General features: G+C 65.7%; 20 protein-coding genes. 7 read left to right on the forward strand and 13 right to left on the reverse strand.

What is annotated here, in order from left to right; translation table 11 throughout:
• Position 1: 1 nt before the first annotated feature.
• The 13 genes from IOC82_RS03180 to IOC82_RS03240 form a co-directional block, all read right to left on the reverse strand.
• On the reverse strand, positions 2 to 982 hold the full coding sequence (locus IOC82_RS03180; protein ID WP_290544733.1) for a class II aldolase/adducin family protein: 981 nt from the start codon (positions 980 to 982) through the stop codon (positions 2 to 4).
• Positions 976 to 1755 (reverse strand): TIGR01459 family HAD-type hydrolase, encoded by a 780-nt coding sequence (locus IOC82_RS03185; RefSeq protein WP_290544734.1) that lies wholly within the window; start codon positions 1753 to 1755, stop codon positions 976 to 978. The genes IOC82_RS03180 and IOC82_RS03185 overlap by 7 nt, the downstream gene beginning before the upstream one ends.
• On the reverse strand, positions 1745 to 3010 hold the full coding sequence (locus IOC82_RS03190) for an FGGY-family carbohydrate kinase (protein ID WP_290544735.1): 1266 nt from the start codon (positions 3008 to 3010) through the stop codon (positions 1745 to 1747). Before IOC82_RS03190 ends, IOC82_RS03185 begins: the two co-directional genes overlap by 11 nt.
• Positions 3007 to 4014: a sugar-binding transcriptional regulator gene (locus IOC82_RS03195; RefSeq protein ID WP_290544736.1), complete on the reverse strand. Its 1008-nt coding sequence runs from the start codon at positions 4012 to 4014 to the stop codon at positions 3007 to 3009. The genes IOC82_RS03190 and IOC82_RS03195 overlap by 4 nt, the downstream gene beginning before the upstream one ends.
• 4 nt (positions 4015 to 4018) lie before the next feature.
• On the reverse strand, positions 4019 to 5074 hold the full coding sequence (locus IOC82_RS03200) for a glycerol-3-phosphate dehydrogenase (RefSeq protein ID WP_290544737.1): 1056 nt from the start codon (positions 5072 to 5074) through the stop codon (positions 4019 to 4021).
• The gene (gene ugpC, locus IOC82_RS03205; RefSeq protein WP_290544738.1) at positions 5071 to 6123 is read right to left on the reverse strand and encodes a sn-glycerol-3-phosphate ABC transporter ATP-binding protein UgpC; all 1053 of its coding nucleotides are present in this window, start codon (positions 6121 to 6123) and stop codon (positions 5071 to 5073) included. The genes IOC82_RS03200 and ugpC overlap by 4 nt, the downstream gene beginning before the upstream one ends.
• A 9-nt stretch (positions 6124 to 6132) precedes the next feature.
• On the reverse strand, positions 6133 to 7452 hold the full coding sequence (locus tag IOC82_RS03210; RefSeq protein ID WP_290544739.1) for an iron-containing alcohol dehydrogenase: 1320 nt from the start codon (positions 7450 to 7452) through the stop codon (positions 6133 to 6135).
• Positions 7449 to 8975, reverse strand: coding sequence for an FGGY-family carbohydrate kinase (locus tag IOC82_RS03215; RefSeq protein WP_290544740.1), 1527 nt, complete (start codon positions 8973 to 8975; stop codon positions 7449 to 7451). Before IOC82_RS03215 ends, IOC82_RS03210 begins: the two co-directional genes overlap by 4 nt.
• 177 nt (positions 8976 to 9152) lie before the next feature.
• Complete coding sequence (locus tag IOC82_RS03220) at positions 9153 to 10673, reverse strand: extracellular solute-binding protein (protein WP_290544741.1); 1521 nt, start codon at positions 10671 to 10673, stop codon at positions 9153 to 9155.
• 44 nt (positions 10674 to 10717) lie between these two features.
• Complete coding sequence (locus IOC82_RS03225) at positions 10718 to 11626, reverse strand: carbohydrate ABC transporter permease (RefSeq protein ID WP_290544742.1); 909 nt, start codon at positions 11624 to 11626, stop codon at positions 10718 to 10720.
• Positions 11626 to 12552, reverse strand: a complete 927-nt coding sequence (locus IOC82_RS03230; protein ID WP_290544743.1) for a carbohydrate ABC transporter permease — start codon at positions 12550 to 12552, stop codon at positions 11626 to 11628. Before IOC82_RS03230 ends, IOC82_RS03225 begins: the two co-directional genes overlap by 1 nt.
• Before the next feature lie 160 nt (positions 12553 to 12712).
• Entirely contained in the window at positions 12713 to 14035 is a 1323-nt protein-coding gene (locus IOC82_RS03235; protein ID WP_290544744.1) for a homoserine dehydrogenase, read from the reverse strand.
• Complete coding sequence (locus IOC82_RS03240; protein ID WP_290544745.1) at positions 14032 to 14775, reverse strand: class II aldolase/adducin family protein; 744 nt, start codon at positions 14773 to 14775, stop codon at positions 14032 to 14034. The genes IOC82_RS03235 and IOC82_RS03240 overlap by 4 nt, the downstream gene beginning before the upstream one ends.
• Positions 14776 to 14908: 133 nt before the next feature.
• On the opposite strand from IOC82_RS03240, the gene IOC82_RS03245 reads away from it, so the two are divergent.
• The 7 genes from IOC82_RS03245 (at position 14909) to IOC82_RS03275 (ending at position 21975) form a co-directional block, all read left to right on the forward strand.
• Positions 14909 to 16309, forward strand: a complete 1401-nt coding sequence (locus tag IOC82_RS03245; protein WP_290544746.1) for an FGGY family carbohydrate kinase — start codon at positions 14909 to 14911, stop codon at positions 16307 to 16309.
• Between the two features lie 168 nt (positions 16310 to 16477).
• The gene (locus IOC82_RS03250) at positions 16478 to 16858 is read left to right on the forward strand and encodes a hypothetical protein (protein ID WP_290544747.1); all 381 of its coding nucleotides are present in this window, start codon (positions 16478 to 16480) and stop codon (positions 16856 to 16858) included.
• Entirely contained in the window at positions 16855 to 17286 is a 432-nt protein-coding gene (locus tag IOC82_RS03255; protein WP_290544748.1) for a hypothetical protein, read from the forward strand. Before IOC82_RS03250 ends, IOC82_RS03255 begins: the two co-directional genes overlap by 4 nt.
• A gap of 148 nt (positions 17287 to 17434) precedes the next feature.
• Positions 17435 to 18934 carry a CoA-acylating methylmalonate-semialdehyde dehydrogenase gene (locus tag IOC82_RS03260; RefSeq protein ID WP_290544749.1) on the forward strand — a complete coding sequence of 500 codons (1500 nt, stop codon included), beginning with the start codon at positions 17435 to 17437 and terminating at the stop codon, positions 18932 to 18934.
• Positions 18935 to 18967: 33 nt separating this feature from the next.
• On the forward strand, positions 18968 to 19591 hold the full coding sequence (locus IOC82_RS03265) for a GNAT family N-acetyltransferase (protein ID WP_290544750.1): 624 nt from the start codon (positions 18968 to 18970) through the stop codon (positions 19589 to 19591).
• 61 nt (positions 19592 to 19652) lie between these two features.
• Positions 19653 to 20588 carry a tyrosine recombinase XerC gene (locus IOC82_RS03270; protein ID WP_290544751.1) on the forward strand — a complete coding sequence of 312 codons (936 nt, stop codon included), beginning with the start codon at positions 19653 to 19655 and terminating at the stop codon, positions 20586 to 20588.
• Between the two features lie 58 nt (positions 20589 to 20646).
• Positions 20647 to 21975 (forward strand): FAD-binding oxidoreductase, encoded by a 1329-nt coding sequence (locus IOC82_RS03275; protein ID WP_290544752.1) that lies wholly within the window; start codon positions 20647 to 20649, stop codon positions 21973 to 21975.
• The last annotated feature ends 23 nt before the right edge of the window (positions 21976 to 21998 follow it).

The following is a 21998-nucleotide window of genomic DNA, read 5'->3' on the forward strand; positions in this document are numbered from 1 at the left end:
TTCACACCTTCAAGGTCTGGCGATATTTCTCCGCGTCCCAGTTCACCAGGCGGCCGACGTCGTCGTCTGTCAGCGCCACGAGCGGATCGTCCTCCTCCACGCGGCGCATGACGTCGGCAAGGCAGCGGCCCATGGGTTCGATGGCGGGCTTGGCATCCTCGCGGATCAAGACGCCGACGCCGGGAATGGCGACGAGGGGCGGGTTGCCCTCGAAGCTGGTGGCGACGCCGACGCCGAGGAAGACCACGTGGTCTGGGTAGAAGACCTTGTGCTGGCCACGCTTCAGCGCCAGTGGGTCGGTGGCGAGCGCGTGGGTCGCGTCCATTTCGGCGGGCTTGTAGGGCGTGCCGGCGCTGAGCTTTTCCAGCGCGGCGCGGTCGACCTTCGACGCGGCACGGACGGGACGGGTGACGGCAGCCACCACCTTGTCGAGAAGCGTTTCGGCTTCTTCCACGCTGTCAGCCGCGACGGCGAGGCCGTGGTTGCCGAGAACGAGAACGTCAACGCCCTCGCGCATACGGGACTGGATCGCGCCGGCGAGCGGCAGGCCGGGGCGGGCATAGGGGATGAAGGCCCAGTCGAAGTCCTTCAGCCTCCCGGCGAGGCGCTGCCCGGCATCGGCACGGATGGCCCAGGCGATGGTGTTGACGCAATGGACATGCACCACCACGCGCTGCGGCATCAGGGCGTGCACGGTGGTCTCGATCGAGGGGCGAAGGCCGGTGCTGTTCAAATCCGTGCGCACGAAGGCGGTGCAGGATTCACATGCCGGGTCGTTGCTGGCGAGGCCCTGCATGATGGCGGTGTGATCGAGCGGCACGAAGATGTCGCGCGCGGCGGCGTCCTTCAGCCAGGTTCCGGAAGCCTTGATCCACATGATGCCCTGGTCCTTCAGCGAGGTGTTGCCGCCGGCGGCCTGCACCAGCAGCGGGTCGCTGCCGGCCCTGGCCGAGAGAGCGCGGAGGCGGCGGAGTTCTACCATTGGAAGGCGTCCATCACGTAATCGGGTTGGGGAGAGAGTGTTGCGGGATCATGGCCCGCGGAGACGCCCTGCAGGACGAGCAGCGTTGAGAAGCCCGCGGCGCGCCCGCCCGCCACGTCATGCTCGGCACTGTCACCGATGCAGAGGATGCGCCGGGGGTTGCCGATGAGCCGCGCGGCTTGCGCGTAGATCTGTGGGTAGGGCTTGCCGATCCAGGTGACCGAGCCTCCCATCTCCTGATAGAGCGCGGCGATGGCGCCGGGAGCGGGCATGAGGCCTGCGGGCGTCAGCATCAGCTTGTCGGGGTTGCAGCAGATCGCCGGAAGGTCCAGGCCGGTGAGCAGCTTGCGATAGTCCTCGAGCGAGGTTTTCGGCGCGTTGGAGCCGAGGATGAGGATGATCTCGGCCTCGCGAGGGTCGCTTACGAATTGGATGCCGTCGAAGCCATAGTACTCGCCGTCCTTGCCGATGAGGAAGGCCTTCTTGGCGGTGATGCTGGAGAAGGCAGCCTCGCCGGAGCTGATGGCATCGACGAAGTGATCGCGCGGCACGCCCATCTTGACGAGGCGTTGGCGGTTGGACTCGGCGCGCTTGCCGGAATTGGTCATCACCGCCACGGGAATGCCAAGCCTGTGCAGTTCGCTGAGCACGCGCGGCGTGCCGGGATAGAGCGACTGGCCGTCATGGATGACGCCGAACTGGTCGATCAACATCCCGTCGAAACGGGATGCGATTTCGTGAAGGCCGTCAAGTCGCTTTGCTTTAGTTGACATGGCCGATGCCCCGCCAGGCGAGGCGGGCCGTGCCGACGGCGGCGTGTTCGCTGAGGGAGGGCTTTTCCGGCACGCCGAGCGCCTTCAGGCGGATCGCCGTCCACGCCGCATTGGCGGAGCCGCCGCCGGCGCTGCGGATGCTCTTCAGTGTGGAAGCACCGAGCTCACCGAGCTTGGCATAGGCCTCCGCCTCGATGCGGGCGATGCCTTCGAGGATGCCCTGGAAGAAGATGCGGTCATCCGCCGGGCGCGGCGCGAGGCGCGGCTGGAAATTCGGGTCGTTAATAGGGAAGCGCTCGCCGTGTTTGGGCAGCGGGTAGTAGTCGAGGCCAGTGGACTGGTCCGGTTGGAGCAGCGGCGTCAGGCGTGCGATGTCGTCCTTCGAGAAGTACGCGCCGATGGCGGCGCCGCCGGTGTTCGACGCACCGCCTGCCAGCCACTGGCCGCCGATGCGGTGGCTGTAGATGCCGAAGTCGGGCGCGAAGACAGGCTCTGCGGAGAGCAGCTTCAATGTGAGCGTGGTGCCGAGCGAGGTGACGCCGTCGCCGGGCTCGGAGGCGCCGCTCGCGAGGAAGGCGGCGCAGCCGTCGGTGGTGCCGGCAACGATGGCGGCCGTCTCCGGCAGGCCGAGCTGGGCGGCTATCCCGGCGGTGATGTTGCCGATCCTGGCGCCGGCGGGGACGACGGCGGGGAAGAGGCGAAGATCGAAGCCCGTCCTGGCGATCCAGCGCGGCCAATCGCGAGCGATGGGATCATAGCCGGACTTGAGCGCGTTGTTCTCGTCGGTGACGTCATAGCGGCCCGAGAGTTTGCCGAGGATCCAGTCGGCCTGGTGGAGGATGCGCGTGCCCTTGCCGACGAGTTCCATGGCGCGGGCAAGGGGCGAGGTGCTGCCCAGTGCCGCCGTCTCGCGCGGGGCGACGGCGGCGATCCTCGCCAGACTCTCATTGTCGCAAACGTCGTTGTACATGGAGCCAAGGCTCGCCGGGCTGCCGTCAGAGTTGACGGCGAGGATGGTGCCCGACGTGCCGTCGATGGCGATGGCGCGGACGTGCAAGCCATCGAGCTTCAGGGTGGCGAAGGCGGCAAGTGTCGCATTCCACCACAGCTGCGGGTCCTGCCGGGCGCGGCCGAAATCGGCGATCGGGGCAGCGATGGGGGCCGTGGCCATAGCCTTGAGCGTATTGTTCCCGTCGGTGGCGGCGATGCGCACGCCCGACGTGCCGATGTCAATGCCGAGGACGACGTCCGTCATGTCTCTTCCATGGCGAGGACGGACTGAGCTGTTTGCTCGTCCGTGATGATGACGTCGCACATGCCACCCTTGAGCACGCCCCGCAAGCCCGGCACCTTGGTGCGGCCACCCGATGCGATCATCACGCAGGGAATCTGCTTCAGCTTCTCAGGCGAGAGCGCCACCACGCGCTTGTTCAGCTCATGGTCGACGACCCGGCCCTCGCGGTCGATCCAGTGCGCCGAGATGTCGCCCACGGCTCCGGCCTGCGTCAGCGAGTCGACATCGGCGCGCGATACGAGGCCGACGCGCGTCATGGTGCAGGTGGGCGTAAGCTCGCCCACCGAGAGGAAGGCGAGATCGACTTTTGAGCCCCGCTCGAAGATCTCGTGCAGCATGGGCTGGGCCATGAGCAGGTCGCGCGTCGACTGCGTGTCGGTCAGCGCGGGGGCGGCGACGTAGTAGCATTGCGCGCCGACGAGATCGGCCAGGTGCGAGGCCGTCTCGTGCGGGTTCATTGCGGAGCCGCGCGTGAGGCCACCCAGCAGCGAGACGACCGAAAGGCGGCTCAGCTGGCGGCGCGGCACGGACTGGATGGAGAGCCGCAGCGTACGGCCCCAGCCGACGCCCACCGACATGCCGTCCTTGAGCCGCGCGGAGAGGGCAGCCGCCGCGGCGGTGGCGATGACCTGCGGGATGAGTTCCTGGCTGGGCGGCGTGGGCACAACCGTCGCGTCTTCGAGGCTGTAGCATTCCTCGAGCTTCTCCTCGAGCTCCACGCAGGAGGCGAGCCTGCCGGTGATGTTGATCTGGACGAGGCCCTGGTCGCGCGCCTGGGCGAGAAGCCGGTTGACGCGGGTGCGGTTGAGGCCAAGCTTCTTGCCGATCTGCGCCTGGGTGAGGCCAGCCACGAAATAGAGCCAGGCGGCGCGGGTGGCGAGCTGTTCTTCCGGGTCGACGGCGAGATTGGCGCCGAGGGCGGGCGCCAGGTCCGGCAATGCGCGTGTGTCGCCCTCGTCCATCATCGCCTCACATGCGGTGGAAGGCCGCCCAGGGAATGTCGAGGGCGGTGTCGTGGGTGAGCGCATCGAGGATGGCGGTGGTTAGGGGCAGCGACCTGGCGTCGAGCGCGCCGGCCGCCATCATGGCGCGGAGCGTCTTGGCCACGGTGACGCCGAGCTCGGCGCCCTCGATGGTGTCGCCCTTCATCGGGCCGTCCTTGGTCTGGCTGTAGGTGAGACCGCGGCCGAGATTGTTGCCGAGGCGCGAATTGCGGCCGGCCTGGGCCGTGACATAGAGGTCGCCGGCGCCCGGCATGCCCCACACACTTGCCTCTGCGCCGCCGTGGGCGCGGACCAGCACCATGAGCTCGCGGATCGCCTGGTCGAAGATGATGGCGGCGGCATTGTGGTTGAAGGCGCGGTTCTCGGTGGCGGCCATCTTCTCGAGGCGCCCCGCCGCCCAGCCCACCCCGATGGCGAAGAAGTTCTTGAAGGCCGCACAGATCTCGACGCCAATGACATCCGGCGAGAGGCGCGGGTGGTAGTACTCGCACTCCAGCATGTCGCAGAGGCTCTGCGCGAAGGGCAAGTCATGCGAGGTGATGACGGTGCCTGTCTGGCGCCTGACCGCGAGTTCGCCCGCGATGCAGGGGCCGCCGATGGCGGCGATGCGCAAGCCGATACCGGTGCGGCGCTTCACCTCCGCCGCCACGCGGCCGGGGAGCGCGGCGAGGCGCTGCTCCTCCGGGTGCATGCCCTTGGTGATCATGACGACGGGCACGGGCGCCTTCAGCGTTTCGCACAGGCGGTCGATGGCCCAGTTGACGCCGGCGGAGCTGATGCCGAGGATGAGGAGATCGGTGTCGCTGCCCAGTGCCTTGGCGAACGCGTCGTGCTGGTAGCCAGTGACGCCATCGGGGAGCTTGACGTTGAGCTTGGGGTGGCGGCCGGTGGCCTTGACGCTGTCGATGATCTCCGCATCGAGATGCGTTCCGGCGAGGCGCACGGCATGGCCGCGGTCGCTGAGCGGCATGCACATGGCGGAGCCCATGACGCCGGCGCCGAGGATGGTGACCGTGCTCACGCAAGAGCCTTTCCGCTTGTCGCGTCGAAGAGGTGCACCTTGTCGAGGCGCGGCTGCAGGTGGAAGATCTCATCACGCGTGAGCGACACGCGGTCCTGGGTGATGGCGCAGATTTCCTGGCCGCCCATGTCGGCATAGATGTGCATCTCAGGGCCGGTCGGCTCCACCACCACGACCTTGGCGGGGGCGCCTGAGCCGAAGGTGAAGTGTTCCGGCCGGATGCCATAGACGACCTTCTGGCCGAGCGCCGCCTTGTGGACGGGCGGCAACGGCAGGGTCGTTCCCTCGCCCAGCAGCACGCCATTGGACGTCACCTCGCCCTTCAGCAGGTTCATCGACGGCGATCCGATGAATTCGGCGACGAAGAGGTTGGCGGGCTTGTCATAGACCTCGAGTGGCGAGCCTTCCTGCTCGATATAGCCATCGCGCAGGATGACGATCTTGTCGGCCATGGTCATGGCCTCGATCTGGTCATGGGTGACGTAGACGGTGGTGGTCTTGAGGCGCTCGTGCAGTTCCTTGATCTCGGTGCGCATCTGCACGCGCAGCTTGGCATCGAGGTTGGAGAGCGGCTCGTCGAAGAGGAAGACGGCGGGGTTTCTCACGATGGCGCGGCCCATGGCGACGCGCTGGCGCTGGCCGCCCGAGAGCTCGCGCGGGTAGCGGTCCAAGTATGGCTTGAGGTTGAGGATCTTGGCGGCCCACTTCACCTTCTCGTCGATCTCGGCTTTCGGGCGCTTGGCCAATTGCAGCGAGAAGCTCATGTTGTCCTTGACCTTCATGTGGGCGTAGAGCGCATAGTTCTGGAACACCATGGCGATGTTCCGGTCCTTCGGGTGCACGTTATTGACGCGGCGGCCCTGGATTTCGATGTCGCCGCCGGTGACGCTTTCGAGCCCGGCGATCATGCGCAGCAGGGTTGACTTGCCGCAGCCAGAGGGGCCGAGCAGCACGACGAAGGACCCATCCTCAATGGTCAGGTCGATGCCGTGGACGACTTCGAGGTTGCCGTAGCTCTTCCTGACGTTCTTGATCGTTACCGATGACATTCTACGTTCCTATTGTTCGTCGCGGGCGAGGAAATCGTCGAGCAGGCCCGCATCGTCCGCGAGATCGAGGAAGGACCAGCGGTTGCGGACGTCCCGGGCATATTTCATGGCATCGCGCCAGACCTTGCGGTCGAGGCCGAGCTCGGTGGCCGTGGTGGGTCCGCCGGCGGCGGCGAGCGCGGCCTTCATCCTGGCGGGGTCCATGAGCATGGGGCGCAGCTCCTCGCGGAGCTGCGGCCACATGGCGCCAAGCTTGCGGTTGAAGGCTTCCGCTCCGGCGCGGTCGAAGCTCTTCTTCTTGGCCTCGGTATAGCACATGCGGCCGATGGCCTCGCCGTAACGCGCGATGAATTCCTTCTCCTCGATGCGGGTCGCCTTGATGAGGGGCGGCTGGTCCAAGGCCAGAAGCTCGTGATGCAGCCGCGCCATGGCGAGCGAGGCGACACCGACCTGCTGACCGTGGGTGGAGCCCGGGTGTTTCTCGCCCGCGAACATGTCGATCCAGTGCGAGACCTGGTGTTCGCCCATGGAGCCGTGATGCGACACGCCGGTGAAGCAGACGCCGAGGCCGCAAAGGGTGAGCACGCGGTGGAGGTGGCCATTGGCGGCGATGTCATGGGTCTTCAAGCCCGCGGCGGACTCGATCATGCGCGGCTCGTCGCCGCCGATGAGGGTGTAGGGCGCACTCGAATAGAAGGTGTCGAACAGGCGGTGCGAGGCCCACCATTCGGCCTGTGCGGTGGGGCGGCAAAGCGAGTCGCCCAAGCCCGCGGCGGAGAGCCAGTGAGGCGCTGCAGCGGAGACCTTGAGATCGAGGAAGATGCCGCGCGGCGCGTGGGCGGCAAGCGAGGTCTTGTAGCCGTTGGCGAGCGTCACCGAGGCGGTCGATGCGGCATAGCCGTTCATCGAGGCGGCGGTGCCGAAGGAGGCGTATTTCCGGCTGTCCTTGAAGGTGGCGTATTTGCAGGTGTCAGAAAGCGCGCCCGAGCCGACGGCGACGAGCGCATCGGCATGGCGGGTCTTCTCCTGCACCATGGCGATGGTGGGCTCGTCGCAATGGGTATTGCCGGGCAGCACCAGCTCCTCGATGGCGCCGAGGCCTTTGAGGTGCTTGGCCACGCGCTTGCCCATCGCCTCATGCGTGTTGACGTCCGACACCACCGCGATGCGCTTGCCGAGCTTTAAAGGCGCCAGCACATCGGCCTCGCCGCCGTCGAGGTCTTCCTCGATGCGGATCACCTCGAAGGGGACGGTGGCGGTCTTGCCCGTGGCGGGGTCCTTCCAGTTGCCGGCCACGACGTCGGCGATCAGTTCGTTCCAGCCGGTCATTTCTGTGCGCTTCGCGAGAAATCGGCGAGTTTCTGGTTCCAGCCGGAGAGCTTCGGCCAGAGTTCGGAATAGATGACGAGCAGGTCCTGATAGCGGGCTGCGTTTTTCTTCCGTGGGCGGAAGGTTTTGGATGGCTTGCCGGACATGGCGGCCGAGGCTTGCGGAACGGACTTGAACCAGCCCGCACCCTTGGCGGCGGCCATGGCGGCGCCAAGGGCGGAGGCTTCCGCCGTTTCCAGCCGCTTCACCTCGCGGGCTGAGGCATCCGCGAGAATTTGGCACCACAGGTCCGAGCGCGACCCGCCGCCCACGGCGGCGAAATGCGTGATGGGTGTGGTCGCATCGGCCACCTGGTTGGTCATCATCGCCTGTTCCAGCGCCACGCCTTCGAGGAGCGCACGATAGACGTCGCCGCGCGAGTGGCTGCCGGAGAGGCCTGCGATGACGCCGCGCGCGGCGCTATCCCAGTAAGGCGTCATCACGCCAGACCAGTAGGGCACCAGCACGAGGCCGTGCGCGCCGATGGGGGAAGCGGCGGCTTCCGTCTCCAGCGCCTTGAAGATCGTGGGGTCTTTGCCCGGGTTCACGTTGAACAGGCGCTCCACCATCCAGTTGACGAGGAAGGTGCCGGTGCGGATGGCGGTTTCGAAGGAAAAGCCCTCCTCGCCCACCGCCATCATGGTGCGGAAGGCGCGGTGCGCGGCGTAATGCTTGCCGTAGCTGCCGGAGACAGCGGCGGTGCCGAGGTTCACATAGGCGCGGCCTCTAAGGAATGTGTTGGCGCCGGTACCGGCGCATTGGCCGTCGCCGCCGCCGGCGATGACGGGTGTTCCGGGTTTGAGGCCGGTGAGCTTGGCGGCCTGCGGAGTGACCTCGCCCATCACCTCGCCGGGGCGGAAGAGGATAGGCATCTGGTCGCGGCGCAGGCGCGCGGCCTTCAGCAGCACGTCGGACCAGTCATAGGACTGGACATCGAGCAGGCCCATGGGGTCGGCGGAGGCCGTCGAGGTGGCCCATTGGCCAGTAAGGAAATGGGTGAGGACGCCGTGGACCTCCGCCGTCGTCGCAGTCTTGGCCCAGACCTTCGGCATGTGGGTCGAGAGCCAGCGGCAGCGATAGAGGCAGGGGGTGACATCGGCGGGTTTGCCGGAAATATGATGGACCGTGCCGGCGCCCAGTTCGGCGGCGATGTCCTTCACTTCCTTCTGCGCACGCTCGTCGAGCCACAGCGTGCCTGGGCGGAGCGCTTTGCCCTTCGCGTCGAACTGCGCGAAGCTTTCGCGCTGGTTGGAGATGGCGAGGCCTGCAACGCGCGCCATGTCGATCTTCTTCGACAGCTGCTTCAGCGCCTTGGTGAGGGCGCCGGTCCAGTCGCTGACCTCCTGCTCGAACCAGCCGGGATGCGGGTTGGACAGCGGAATGGGCGCGCGGCCTTCGGCCACGATGCGGCCCCTGGCATCGAAGGCAATGGCCTTCGTGGCCGTGGTCGAGCTGTCGATGCCGATGACCAGATCGGGGCGCATGGGACGGGGTGTTTCTTTCACAGATGAAAATGGAGGCGGCGGGCGCAACGGACCCTCAAGTGCAAAGCACTTGAGGGGAAAAAGCTGCGCCAGACTTTTAACTCTGGCGCATCTTAGGCTTCGCAAGTGTTGCCACTTGCCCGCACGATGCGCTGCGCCGCCTCCGCGTCGTATTGCTTAGAGGCCGGCGTCGGCCACGGCGGCATCGATCGCCGCGGCGATCGTGTCCATGCACTTCTTCGGGTCGCCGCCGAAGTCCTGACCCGTGAGCAGCTTGCCGAGGTTGACGGGTATCTCGTTGTTCGAGAAGCCCGCCCACAGCGGCATGTCCGGCTCGGAGGCCATGTCGTTGTCGATGATCCACTTCACCAGCTCGAGGTGGCGCGTGGTGCCGGGGCCCACCACCGCCTTCTCCGCGACGCGCGGATCGGTGAAGGAGGAGATGCGCATGGGCGCGAAGCCGCCGATCAGCGTGCAGCGGGTCATCACGTCCTTCGAGCAGGCCCACTGCATGAAAAGCCAGGCTGCATCGACGTTCTTGGAGTACTTCGACAGGCCGAGCACCGAGCCGCCCTGGTGGGCGCGGTTCGGGATTTCGCCGAAGCCCACTTCGGAGGTGGGGCGCAGCGGCTTGGCCTGCAGCGGCTTTGCCGGCATCCACAGGCCCTGCACCTTCGAGTCCGCGGCGTCGAGGCCGGGGAAGAACTCGTCCCACGACTGGACGAGGGCGCACTGGCCCGCGGCCATCATCTGGAACTGGCCGTCCCAGGTGGAGTTGAGCGACTCAGGCGGCGCGTTCTTCGCCCATTCCTGGTACAGCGCGAGACCGGCGACGCCTGCTTCGTCGTTGCCCTTGAACTTCTTGTCGGCGCCAAAGATCGAGCCGCCGGCGTTCCACACCATCTGGGTCCAGTCGCAGTTCAGCGAATAGTGGCCCGACTTGGCCTGGAGGCCGGTGCCATACATGCCATTGGCCTTTTCCGCCTCGGTGATCTTCTTGATCGCCGCGGTGAACTCGTCCTCGGTGGTTGGCACGGCGATGCCGTGCTTCTCAAGAATGTCCTTCCTGTACATCAGCATGAAGATCGGGATGTCGAAAGGAATGCCGACCATCTTGCCCTCGTACATGGCAAGGCCGTCGACGAGCGGCTTGGAGAAATCATCCCAGTCGAAGTTGGGCATCGCCAGGTCCGGCTTGTCCTTGTAGTACTGGGTGGGGTCGATCGTGTCCTGCGCGAAGGTCGCCACCCAGGACTGGTCGAGATAGTAGAGGTCGTACGTGCCGAGCTGGCCCTGCACGTCCTGCGTGGCCTTGGCGAGCACCTGCTCCAGCGGGACGATCTCGACTTCCACCTCGATGCCGGTCGGGTCGGTGAATTCCTTCTTGATCTTGTCGAGCACGACGGTGGGCGGGGTTGCTTCCGAGGTGTAGCGGATCTTGGCGCCCTTGTACTTCGATCCCACATCCTTCAGCCACTGCGTGACGGAGGCGTCCTGCGCCATGGCCTCGGTGCCGATCAGGCTGAGGTCGCCGCGGAAGCCGCGGGTGTTGCCGAGCAACCCGGCCGAGAAGGCCGAAAAGCCGACGCCAGCCAGCGCCATCTTCTTCATGAAATCGCGTTTGGTGATGCGGCGGGCGGCAAAGTCGCGCGCCGTATCGGCGATGAACGTCTTCTTGTCGTGGTCTTTGAAGCTCATTGAAATCCTCCCATGGGTTTGAGCTTTAGGTTCTCGCGCGCGGTTCACTCTTTCAGGGAGCCAAGAGTGAGGCCGCGCACCAGATTCTTTTGGACGAGCAGGATGAATACGAAGCTCGGGATGATCGCCGCCGTGCCCAGCGCCGCGATGAAGCCCCATTCATTGCCCGTCGAGGTCACGAAGGTCTGGATCTTCACCGGCACGGTGCGGATCTCCGTCGTGAGGAAGAGAGACAGCAGGAACTCGGTCCAGCTGAAGATGAAGACGAGGACGGCGGAGGCCGCGATGCCGCCCTTCACCATCGGCAGCACCACTTTGCGGAAGGTCTGGAAGCGCGTGGCGCCGTCGATCATCGCCGCCTCGTCCACGTCCTTCGGCACGTCGTCGAGGAAGGACTTCATCAGGAGCACGGCGATGGGAAGGTTCATCAGCGCATAGATCATCATGAGCCCGAAATAACCCATGTAGAGGTTGTCGGTGTCGCGCAGGCCCGCCGTCTTGTAGATGGTGACGAGCGGCACCAGGATGGCGATGGGCGGCATGAAGCGCTGGCCCAGCACCCAGTTGAGATAGTGGCTGCGGCCCCTGAACATCATGCGCGAGATGGCATAGGCCGCAAAGACGGCGACCGCCATGGTGATGGCCGTGGCGCCGAGCGAGACGATGACCGATTCCATGATCGACTGGCGCGAATCATAAGCTTCAGCCCCGCCTACGCCCATGCCGATGCCCTGGTCGATGGCGAGCTGCGAGCGCGACTGCCCGAACAACGTCACGCCATAATTGATGAAGGTCGGCGTGAAGTCGAAGAAGTTGACGCGGTCCTTGTCGAAAATGGCCGAGATCGGCTTGATCGAGGTGAGCGCCCACCAGAAGATGGGGAACATGAAGATCCCCACCACCGTCACGGCGGTGACGTCCCGCACAATCCGAAGGGGGCGCGAGCTTTCCATCACAGCTTGACCTTGAAGGCCTTCATGAAGGCCGTGGAGACGAGGATGACGATGATCAGGGTAAGGAGCGCGATCGTCGAGGCATAGGGGAAATCGGCATTGCCGAAATAGATGCGGCCGGCATAGGAGGTGAGCGTCTCGGTTGCCGTGCCGGGGCCGGAGTCGGTCATCACCTTTACGTAGTCGAAGGCGCGGAACAGGTCGATGCCGCGGATCAGCACCGCAATGGCGATGACCTTCGACATCATGGGCAAGGTCAGCTTGAAGAAGGCCTGGAAGGCAGTGGCGCCGTCGATGGCGGCGGCCTCGAAGGGTTCCTTCGGCAGCGAGCGCAAGCCCGCCAGCATGATCAGCACCATGAAGGGCGTCCACTGCCAGATCTCGGCCAGCAGCACGCCGGCCATCGCCGTATTCGCTGTGCCGAGGATCGAGAAGCCGGGCGGGAACACGCCCATGGCGATAAGCCCGCGGCTCAGAACGCCGAAGGAGCCGTTGAGCATGAGCAGGAACATCATGCCGGTGACGGCGGGCGGGATGACGAGGGGCAGCGTCATCATGGCGCGCAGCACGCCGTAGCCCTTGCGGTCCGAATCGAGCAGCAGGGCGATCAACATGCCCAGCACCAGCTGGAAGACCAGCGCCACGCCGGTATACAGGAAGGTATTGTAGATGGCGTTCCAGACCCGCTCGTCAGAGAGGATTTTGGTCCAGTTATGCGTGGGGTCAAACACCATCTTCCGGGTGGCGGCGTTCTTCTTGTAGAGCGACAGCGTCACCGCATAGATGAGCGGATAGATGCCGAAGACCGCCATTAGCGCCGCGGCCGGGAGCAGCCACGGCAAGGGGCTTTCGGACGTCAGCCAATGCGGCAGCCACGGACGGCGATCCGTCGCGCGGACCTCCAGGCTGGCGGAATCGGCAGGCATCAGGACGGCTCCCATTCCCGGCGTTGCGGGCAGTTGCATTTGTGATTTTTGAATTGCAAAAGTGCAGGGGAATTGGGCGCGAGTCAACGGCGCGCAGCCAAATGGCGCAGGATTTTGCGTTGCAAACAGTATATTGCGGCGCAAGAAGCGTGGCGGCGCGCTACAACGCGTGGAAGCGCGTGTCGGCCTGGTCCATGCGGCGGCGGATCTGGGTGACGAGGAGGGATTCGTCCGGCGCGCAATTGTCGTAGGTGAGGCGGTCGCCGGCCTTGATGGGCTTCAGCACCTTTGCACCCTGGGCGAGGCCCAGGGGCATGGCGTTGGCGTTTCTCGCTTCCGCATGAGTCATGGCCCAGGCGCGGTAGTCCATCTCGCCGATACGGCCGAGGATTTCGCCGGGGCTCAAGTCACGCTTGGCCACTGTCACGCATTCGGCGACGGGCTGTTCCAGCGGCGCCATGTCGGCTTTGCCGTGAAGCACGGCGCGGGCGGCGGAGAGCGGCACTTCGAGGCTGGTGAGGTGATAGGGCCGCGTCAATGCGAAATAGGGGCCCTTTCCGACCTTGAGATCGATCATGCGCTCCTGCAGGCGCGGATGGTCCGTCGTCACGATGCAGAACACGCCAGGCGCCACACCCTTGCCGATGGAATAATCCACACAGCCTTTTTTCGAGAGCACGCCGCCATGTTCCTTGGGGATCAGCACCGAGGCGAGTTCCTCGCGTGTGGCGGCGGGGCCGTGCATGCCGGGCACGTCGGGCACGAGGCCGGTGCAGTTGGCGATGGCCACCATCTCCACCATGGTCTTGGAGCCGTCGACGAACTCGACCAGCATGCGGGCATTCATGTTGCGGGCCTTGGCCTCCGCCTCGTAGTCGGCGGGCACTGCATCCCACTTCAGCGGATTGTTCTTGCCCTTGCCCGCACAGATCACCTCGAGGCCGATGGACTGCGCGAAGCCGATGAGCTCCAGCGTGGCGGCGGGCTCGTCACCCGCGGCGCCGGTGTAGACGACGCCGGCGTGCTTCGCCGCCTCATGCAAGTGGCGGCCGATGGTGATATCGGCCTCGACATTGAGCATGACGACGTGTTTGCCGCTGGCGATGGATTCGAGGGCAAACTGCGTGCCGGTGTTGGGATTGCCGGTGGCGTCGATCACCACATCGATGCGGCCGGACCTGGCCAGCACCGCGGGGTCCGAGGTGATGGCGATGCGGCCTGCCTCGATCGCCGCATCGATGGCGGCGGGCGTTTCGGCGTAAACCGTGCGGTCCTCCGTGAAACCCGCCATGGCGGCGGCGGCGCGGGCCTGGGGCGGGCGCATTTCGGCCACGGCGCCCAGGCGGAGGCCCGGCATGCGGTTGAGCTGCACCATGATGTCGGTGCCCATCTGGCCGCAGCCGGCAAGGCCGATGGTGACGGGCCTCCCCGCCTCTTCGCGGGCTTTGAGTTCGGCAACGAGGGGGGAGACGCCTGCGATCACTTTTTCCTCGCGCTCTTCCTGGCGGCGGATGTCTTCGGCACATCGCGGCGCACGAGGCCGGTGACGGAGGGCGCATCGGTCTTGTTGAATTCGCCGGACTGCTTGCCATAGGTCTTCATGCGCGCCAGCACGGTGCCCATCTGGCCCGGCTTCAGAATGATGGGTTTGCCCACCTGCAGGGCCGCCCAGTACTGCTGCGCGATGGTTTCGACCTCGCCCGCCCGCCAAAGCGCTTTCTCGAGGTTTGGGCCGAAGGCGATCTGGCCATGGTTGCCGAGGAGGCATGCGGAGCGGTCCTCCAACGCCTTCAGCATGACTTTCGACAGTTCCGGCGTGCCGAACTCGGCATAGTCCGAGCAGCGGATGTCGGTGCCGCCGGCAATGCCGATCATGTAGTGGAAGGCGGGAATGTCCATCCTGAGGCAGGCGAGGGCGGTGGCATAAATCGAGTGGGTGTGGACGATGGCGCCGGCTTCCGCGCGGTGCTTGAAGATGTCGAGGTGCATGCGCCACTCGGTCGATGGCAGGTATTCGCCGATGTAGCCGCCGTCCAAATCCATCTCGACGATGTGATCGGGCTTCATGCGGGCATAGGGGATGCCCGAAGCGGTGATCAGGAAGCCTTCAGGGGTGCGCACGCTGACATTGCCCGACGTGCCCTGATTGATCCCTTCCTCATTCATCCTGAGGCAGGTGTCGATCACCGCCTGGCGGAGGTCGAGATGTTTCAGCTTGGCCATGTGGGCGGATCTCCGGACTGGTTGTCAGGCGCATGGCTATAGACCTGAGCCGCCTGCCCCTTCAAGTGCCCGGGGCGATTGACGCCCATGCGGCGGATGCGAGAGAGTGGCCGAAAACAAAAGGACGAAGCGAATGGGGCAGGACGGCTTGCGCGGCATCGCGGTGGTGGATGTGGGCTTCACCAACACCAAGATCGCGCTGTTTTCGAAGGCGGGCGAGTTGCTGGCGGAGCGCAAGGCGCCGAGCCGGCATGTGCCCGCACCGCCTTACAAGCATATCGACCCCGAGCCGATGGTGGCGCTGTGCCGGAGCGCGCTTCCCGAACTTGACGCCATGCTGCCCATCGATGCGATCGTGCCAACGGCCCATGGCGCGGCCATGGCCTGCCTTGATGCCGAGGGAAAGCTCGCGCTGCCGGTGATGGGCTATACCAGCGAGCCGCCCGCAGAGATCGTAGCGGAGTATGAGAAGATCATGCCGGGCTTCGACGAGGCGCTGTGCCCGCTGCTGCCGATGGCGATCACCCACGGCCTGCAGCTTTTCTGGCAGCAGCGGGCCTGGCCGGATGACTTCGCGCGAGTGACGACGCTGCTGCCGTGGATCCAGTATGTGGCCTTCAGGCTCAGCGGCGTCCGGGTGACCGAGATCTCCTCCATGGCCTGCCAGACGCATCTGCTCGACATCCGCGCGCAAGCGCCATCGAGCATGGCGCGCAAGCTCGGCTGGGACGCGCTGTTTCCGCCCATGGCCAAGGCCTGGGAGACGATCGGCGCCCTGAAGGACGAGTTCCGGGGGCCAGGCTTCCGTGGCGAGGCCCGCGTGCTGGGCGGCGTGCACGACTCGACCGCCAATTTCATGCGCTATGTCTGCGCCGGGCTCGACCGCTTCACGCTCGTCTCGACCGGCACGTGGAGCATCAGCTTCGATCCTTCGACGAGTGTGGATGTGCTGGACCCCAGGCGCGACACCAACACCAACACCGACGTGCTGGGACGCAATGTGTGCTGCAGCCGCTTCTTCGGCGGCATGGAATTCGCCGCGGTGGCCAATGGCGCGCCGGCAGAGGCGGCGAGCCTCGCCTGCGTTGCAGCACTGGCCGCGCGGGGGACTTACGCCGTGCCGTCCTTCACCATGACCAGCGGGCCGGTGCCGGAGTCTCTCGGCAAGGGCTATGTGAAGGGGCCCGCGGCGGAGAACGCGGAGGAGCGCGCCTCGCTCGCGGCCCTCTATTGCGCGCTAATGGTGTCCGAGCAGCTCGATGCCGTTACGTCAAAGGACGACATCATCGTCGATGGGCCCTTCTCGCAGAACCCGGTGCTGCTCGCGGTGCTGGCGCAATTGCGCCCGGCGCAGAAGGTAAAGGCCTCCGCACTCCGCGACGGCACCACCGCGGGGGCGGCGGCATTAGCGATGATCGAGAATGGCAAGCTGCCGGCGATCGGCATCAGAATGACGGACGTGACGCCGGCGGAGATTGCGGGGCTCGCCGGGTATCAGGCGGCGTGGCGGACGCTGGCCTATGAGAGGCGGTGATTGCGGCGAATTCTTCTCCGACTGCCTGCTGCGACGAGAGAGGGGAAATCGCCGCGGCATGTTGCTTACCCGCTTCCCTAAAATGCGGCAAGCTTCGCACAAGGGGTGTTAACCATCCGGCAAAGCATCGGGCGCAGGATGGAGCCCGTTTGTTGCGTGAGGTGTTCCATGTCTCAATCCCTGCCGGAAGAATCTTTCACTCTCGTGTCTCCCGGCTACCGGCCCCAGGCAGGGCGCCTGGCCTTCGCCATTGGCGCGCAGTTGGTCGCCGAGATGGATGACGACGACCTGGCCCAGAGCTGGCAGGCGGCCGATGAGCTCACCGCCGGCGAGGCCGCCGAACTCAGCGATGCTGCGGCACTGCACCTGATGGAACTGCTGGAAGAGGGGCTGCCCGCGGCCGACTTGTCCGAGGCCGTGGCAGATGCGGCGGTGGTGTTCCTCATCGCCATGAAGCGCCATGGCATTGCCGACCCAAAGCGGATTCCCGCCTGCGCCGTGATGTGGAACTTGCGCGCCGAGCGGGCAAGTGTTCACATCGCATCATGAGCGATACCAATCCCGAACCGGATGCCGCCGAATATGGACGCGGCCTCAGGGGCCTCGGCTTCAACCTGCTGGTGACCGATGTGCCGCGCTCCGTGACCTTCGCCCGGGAGGTGCTGGGCGCCACCAGTTTCTATGACAATGAGGATTTCGCGGCGCTGCGCTGGCAGGGGCAGGACTTCATGTTCCATGCCGACCGTTCCTATCGCGGGCACCCGCTGTCCGGCATCGTCGCCGGGCTGGAGGCGCGCGGCGCCGGGGTGGAACTGCGGATTTACGGCTGTGACCCGGACCGGGCGGAAGCAAAGGCGCGCGAGCTGGGCTTCACGGTGCTGGCGGGCTCACTCGACAAGGCGCACGGGCTTCGCGAATGCGTCATCCTCGACGATGACGGATATGCCTGGGTGCCGACGGCGCCTACGCCGCGATAGAGCATGTTCCGATCAGGTGGGCTCGCCTGATCGGCAAGAACATGCGCCAGATCAAAAGCTTGAGCATGATCTTATCGCAAAAGTGGGTTCCACTTTTGCGGATCATGCTCTAGGTTGCGCCACCATTTCAGATTGGCAGGAGGCCTTCATGGTCAAGGAGATCGGACATTTCATCGGCGGCAGGCACGTGAAGGGCGCCTCGGGCCGCTTCGCCGACGTGTTCAACCCCAATACCGGCGAGGTTCAGGCCAAGGTGGCGCTGGCCTCGCCGCCTGAACTCCGCGCCGCGGTGGAGAACGCCAAGGCGGCCCAGCCGGACTGGGCGGCCAGGAACCCCCAGGTGCGGGCGCGCGTGATGATGAAGTTCCTCGAGCTCACCCGCACCCATGCCGAGGAGATCGCCACGCTGATTTCCATGGAGCATGGCAAGACCATTCCCGATGCGCTGGGCGACCTGCAGCGCGGCGTCGAGGTGGTGGAATTCGCCTGCGGCATTCCGCATCTGCTGAAGGGCGAATTCACCGATGGCGCCGGCCCCGGCATCGACATGTATTCGATGCGCCAGCCGCTGGGCGTCGCGGCGGGCATCACGCCTTTCAACTTCCCGGCCATGATCCCGCTGTGGAAGGCGGCCCCGGCGATTGCCTGCGGCAATGCCTTCATCCTCAAGCCGTCGGAGCGTGACCCGTCCTGCCCGATGCGGCTCGCCGAACTTTTCCTTGAGGCGGGCCTGCCGCCCGGCATCTTCAATGTGGTGAATGGCGACAAGGAAGCCGTCGACGGCATTCTCGATCATCCGGACATTGCGGCGGTGGGCTTTGTCGGCTCGACGCCCATCGCGCATTACGTTTATTCGCGCGCCGCCAACAACGGCAAACGCGCCCAGTGCTTCGGCGGGGCCAAGAACCACATGCTGATCATGCCTGACGCCGACATGGACAAGGCGGTCGATGCGCTGATCGGCGCCGGCTATGGCTCCGCCGGCGAGCGCTGCATGGCGATCTCGGTCGCGGTTCCCGTCGGCGAGGCCACGGCCAATGCGCTGGTCGAGAAGCTGGCGCCGCGCGTCGAGAAGCTGAAGGTGGGTCTGTCCACCGACCGCGAGGCCGATTACGGCCCGCTCGTCACAAGCCAGGCGCTGGACCGGGTGGTGGGCTACATCGATGCCGGCGTGAAGGAAGGGGCCACACTGAAGGTCGATGGCCGCGGCTTCCGCATGCAGGGCTACGAGAAGGGCTTCTTCCTCGGCGGCACGCTGTTCGACAACGTGACCAAGGACATGAAGATCTACAAGGAAGAGATCTTCGGGCCCGTGCTCTCGGTCGTCCGCGCCAAGACTTATGACGAAGGGCTGAAGCTGGTGAATGATCACGAATACGGCAACGGCACCGCCATCTTCACGCGCGACGGCGACACGGCGCGCGACTTCGCCTCGCGCTGCCAGATCGGCATGGTGGGCATCAATGTACCGATCCCGGTGCCGCTGGCATACCACACCTTCGGCGGCTGGAAGCGCTCGGCCTTCGGCGACCTGAACCAGCATGGGCCCGATTCCGTGCGCTTCTACACCAAGACCAAGACGGTGACGGCGCGCTGGCCTTCCGGCATCAAGGAAGGGGCACAGTTCTCGATCCCGACGATGCGCTGAACAAGCAGAAGCCTTCGCTTTTCCGCGCTGGCCATGGCTGACATTCACAAAGTCCCGCTGCCTGTGGGCTATCACCCGCTGCCCAAGGGCCACCTCGCCAACTTGGTGACCTGCCTCGAGATGACGGCGAAACCCGCGCTGCGGCCCGCGCCGGAGCAGGGCTTCACGCTGGAGCGCATGGGGGCGGAGGACACCGGGCGATTCCGCGCCCTGTTCCGTTCGATCGGGCAGGACATCATGTGGTTCTCGCGGCTGATGCTGAGCGAGGAGACGCTTGCCGCCATCATCGGCCACCCCGGTGTACAATGCTTCGCACTGGTAAGGGACGGGCATGACATGGGGCTTCTCGAACTGGACTTCCGCGAACAAGGCCAGTGCGAGCTGTCTTTCTTCGGAGTGGCGCCCTCCGCCGTGGGCGGCGGCGCCGGGCGCTTCTTGATGAATGAGGCGCTGACTCGGGCCTGGGCACAGCCCATCACGCGGATGTGGGTGCACACCTGCCACTTCGATCATCCGGCCGCACTGGGCTTCTACCAGCGCTCCGGCTTCCGGCCTTATGCGGTGATGGTGGAGGTGCACCCCGATCCGCGGCTGACGGGGGCGATGCCTCGGCATGCCAGCCCGCAGGCGCCGCTGATCGGTGATAACGGAACTTAAGGCCGGGGAGCTTTCGCAGTGGTGAGCGAATCTTTACCGCACACCCGTAGCGTTCCGCGCCATGTCTGACTTCGCATCCAGTTTGAGCGCCGATGCCGCTGCTGCCGTGCAGGGGTGGCTCACGAGCCTCAAGTCCGGGCGTCGCATGTCTGCGAAGACGCTGGAGGCCTATGCGCGGGACATGGGGCAGTTCGCGCAGTTCATGGCCGATCACCTCGGCGCGCTGCCATCCAACAAGGACTTGGCAGACCTCACCGTCTCCGACTTCCGGGCCTTCCTGGCCAGGCGGCGCATGGCCGGGGTCGAGAGCCGCACGCTGGCGCGGCAATTGTCCAGCCTGCGCTCCTTCTATCGCCATGCCGAGAAGACCGGGCTGTTCCGCAACCCCGCACTCTCCGCCCTGCGCTCGCCCAAGCTGCCGCATGCGGTGCCGAAACCCCTTTCGCCGGAGAAGGCGCGGGCGCTGGCGAAAGCCGATGTTCTGGCCACGGAGGAAACCCCGCGCTGGGTGCTGGCGCGCGACCAGGCGGTGCTGACGCTGCTTTATGGTTGCGGCTTGCGCATTTCGGAAGCCCTGTCTCTCACCGAGGCGCAGGTGGAGCAGCCCACGCTGGCCATCACCGGCAAGGGCAACAAGACCAGGCTCGTGCCGCTGCTGCCCGTGGCGCGCGCGGCCATCTCGCTTTATCGCGAGCTCTGCCCCTTCGCGCTCAAGCCGCGCGAGCCAATGTTCCGCGGGCAGAAGGGCGGGCCGCTGAATGCCCGCAACATCCAGCTGCTGATCGCGCGGCTGCGTGGCGCGCTGGGGCTTCCCGGGACGGCCACTCCGCATGCGTTGCGGCATTCCTTCGCCACGCATCTCCTGGCGAATGGCGCCGACCTGCGGGTGATCCAGGAATTGCTCGGCCACGCCAGCCTGTCGACCACGCAGATCTATACCGAAGTGAACCGCGCGCATCTGCTGGAGCAGTATCGCAAGGCCCATCCCCGCGCGTGAGGGGGTCATGCACGTGCTGTTGGTGACAGGGCCGGGGCGGGCAGGCTAGTTTCAGCCCATGCCGAAGATCAAGCTCGTTCCATCCGACACGCAACTCCCGAAACAGGCCGCCGTCTGCGTCATTGGCGGCGGTGTCGCCGGGGTATCCACCGCCCTCGAACTCGCCGAGCGCGGGATCGATGCCGTGCTGCTGGAGAAGGGCGAGATCGCCGCCGAGCAGTCGAGCCGGAACTGGGGCTGGTGCCGCCAGATGGGGCGCGACCCGCGCGAGATTCCGCTGATCCAGATCTCCATGGCGATCTGGGACGGCATGGATGCGCGTGTCGATGGCCAGACCGGCTTCACGCGCTGCGGCATCCTCTATCTCTGCGAAACCGGGCAGCAGTTGGCGCAGAAGGGTGAGTGGTTCGAGAAGAACGCAAAGCCCGCTGGCCTTGCCACGCGCATGATCGGCGCTGCCGAAGCGAACGAATTGCAGCCTGGCTGCACCAGGCCCTGGAAGGGTGCGCTCTATACGCCGAACGATGGCCGCGCCGAGCCCTTCGTCGCTGTGCCGCTGATGGCGGAGGCGCTGCGCGCCAAGGGCGGCAAGGTCTTCACCAATTGCGCGGTGCGCGGGCTGGAGACAAAAGGGGGGCGCATCTCGTCGGTCGTGACAGAGAAGGGGACGATCGCCTGTGACACGGTGGTGCTGGCGGGCGGCGCCTGGTCGCGCCGCTTCTGTCACAACCTCGGCATTTCGCTGCCGCAGCTCACCGTCATCAATTCGGTGATGCGCACCGAGCCTATCGACACGGGGCTGACCCGCACCTGCTCCGGCGGCGGCTTCACCTTCCGTAAGCGCATGGATGGCGGCTATACGGTAACCGACAACCACTTCTCGGTGGCCGACATCGTGCCGGATTCTTTCCGCCTGTTCCGCGAATTTCTGCCCGCGCTGATGCTGGACTGGAACGGATTGCGCCTGCGCCTCGGCAAGCGCTTCATCGCGGAGGCGAAACTCAAGCGCCGTTGGGAACTCGATGAAGTGACGCCCTTCGAACAGGTGCGCATTCTCGATCCGGAGCCGGTGAACGATGTGCTGGACGGTGCTGCGATGGCGCTGAAGGAATATTATCCGGTGTTCAAGCCGATGAAGATCGCCGAGCGCTGGGCCGGCGCCATCGATGCGATGCCGGATGCGGTGCCGGTCATCTCGAAAGTCGATGCGCTGCCCGGCTTCCATTTGTGCACCGGCTTCTCGGGCCACGGCTTCGGGCTTGGGCCGGGCGCGGGCAAGCTGATGGCGGAGATCGTGACGGGAGAGACGCCATGCGTGGACCCATCGCCCTTCCGCTACACGCGGTTCTTTGATGGGACGAACCCGCGGCCGACGACGGGGCTGTAGGAACACTCGCCCACTCACACATT

The organism is Aestuariivirga sp., assembly GCF_020252395.1.
Classification (GTDB): Bacteria; Pseudomonadota; Alphaproteobacteria; order Rhizobiales; family Aestuariivirgaceae; genus Aestuariivirga.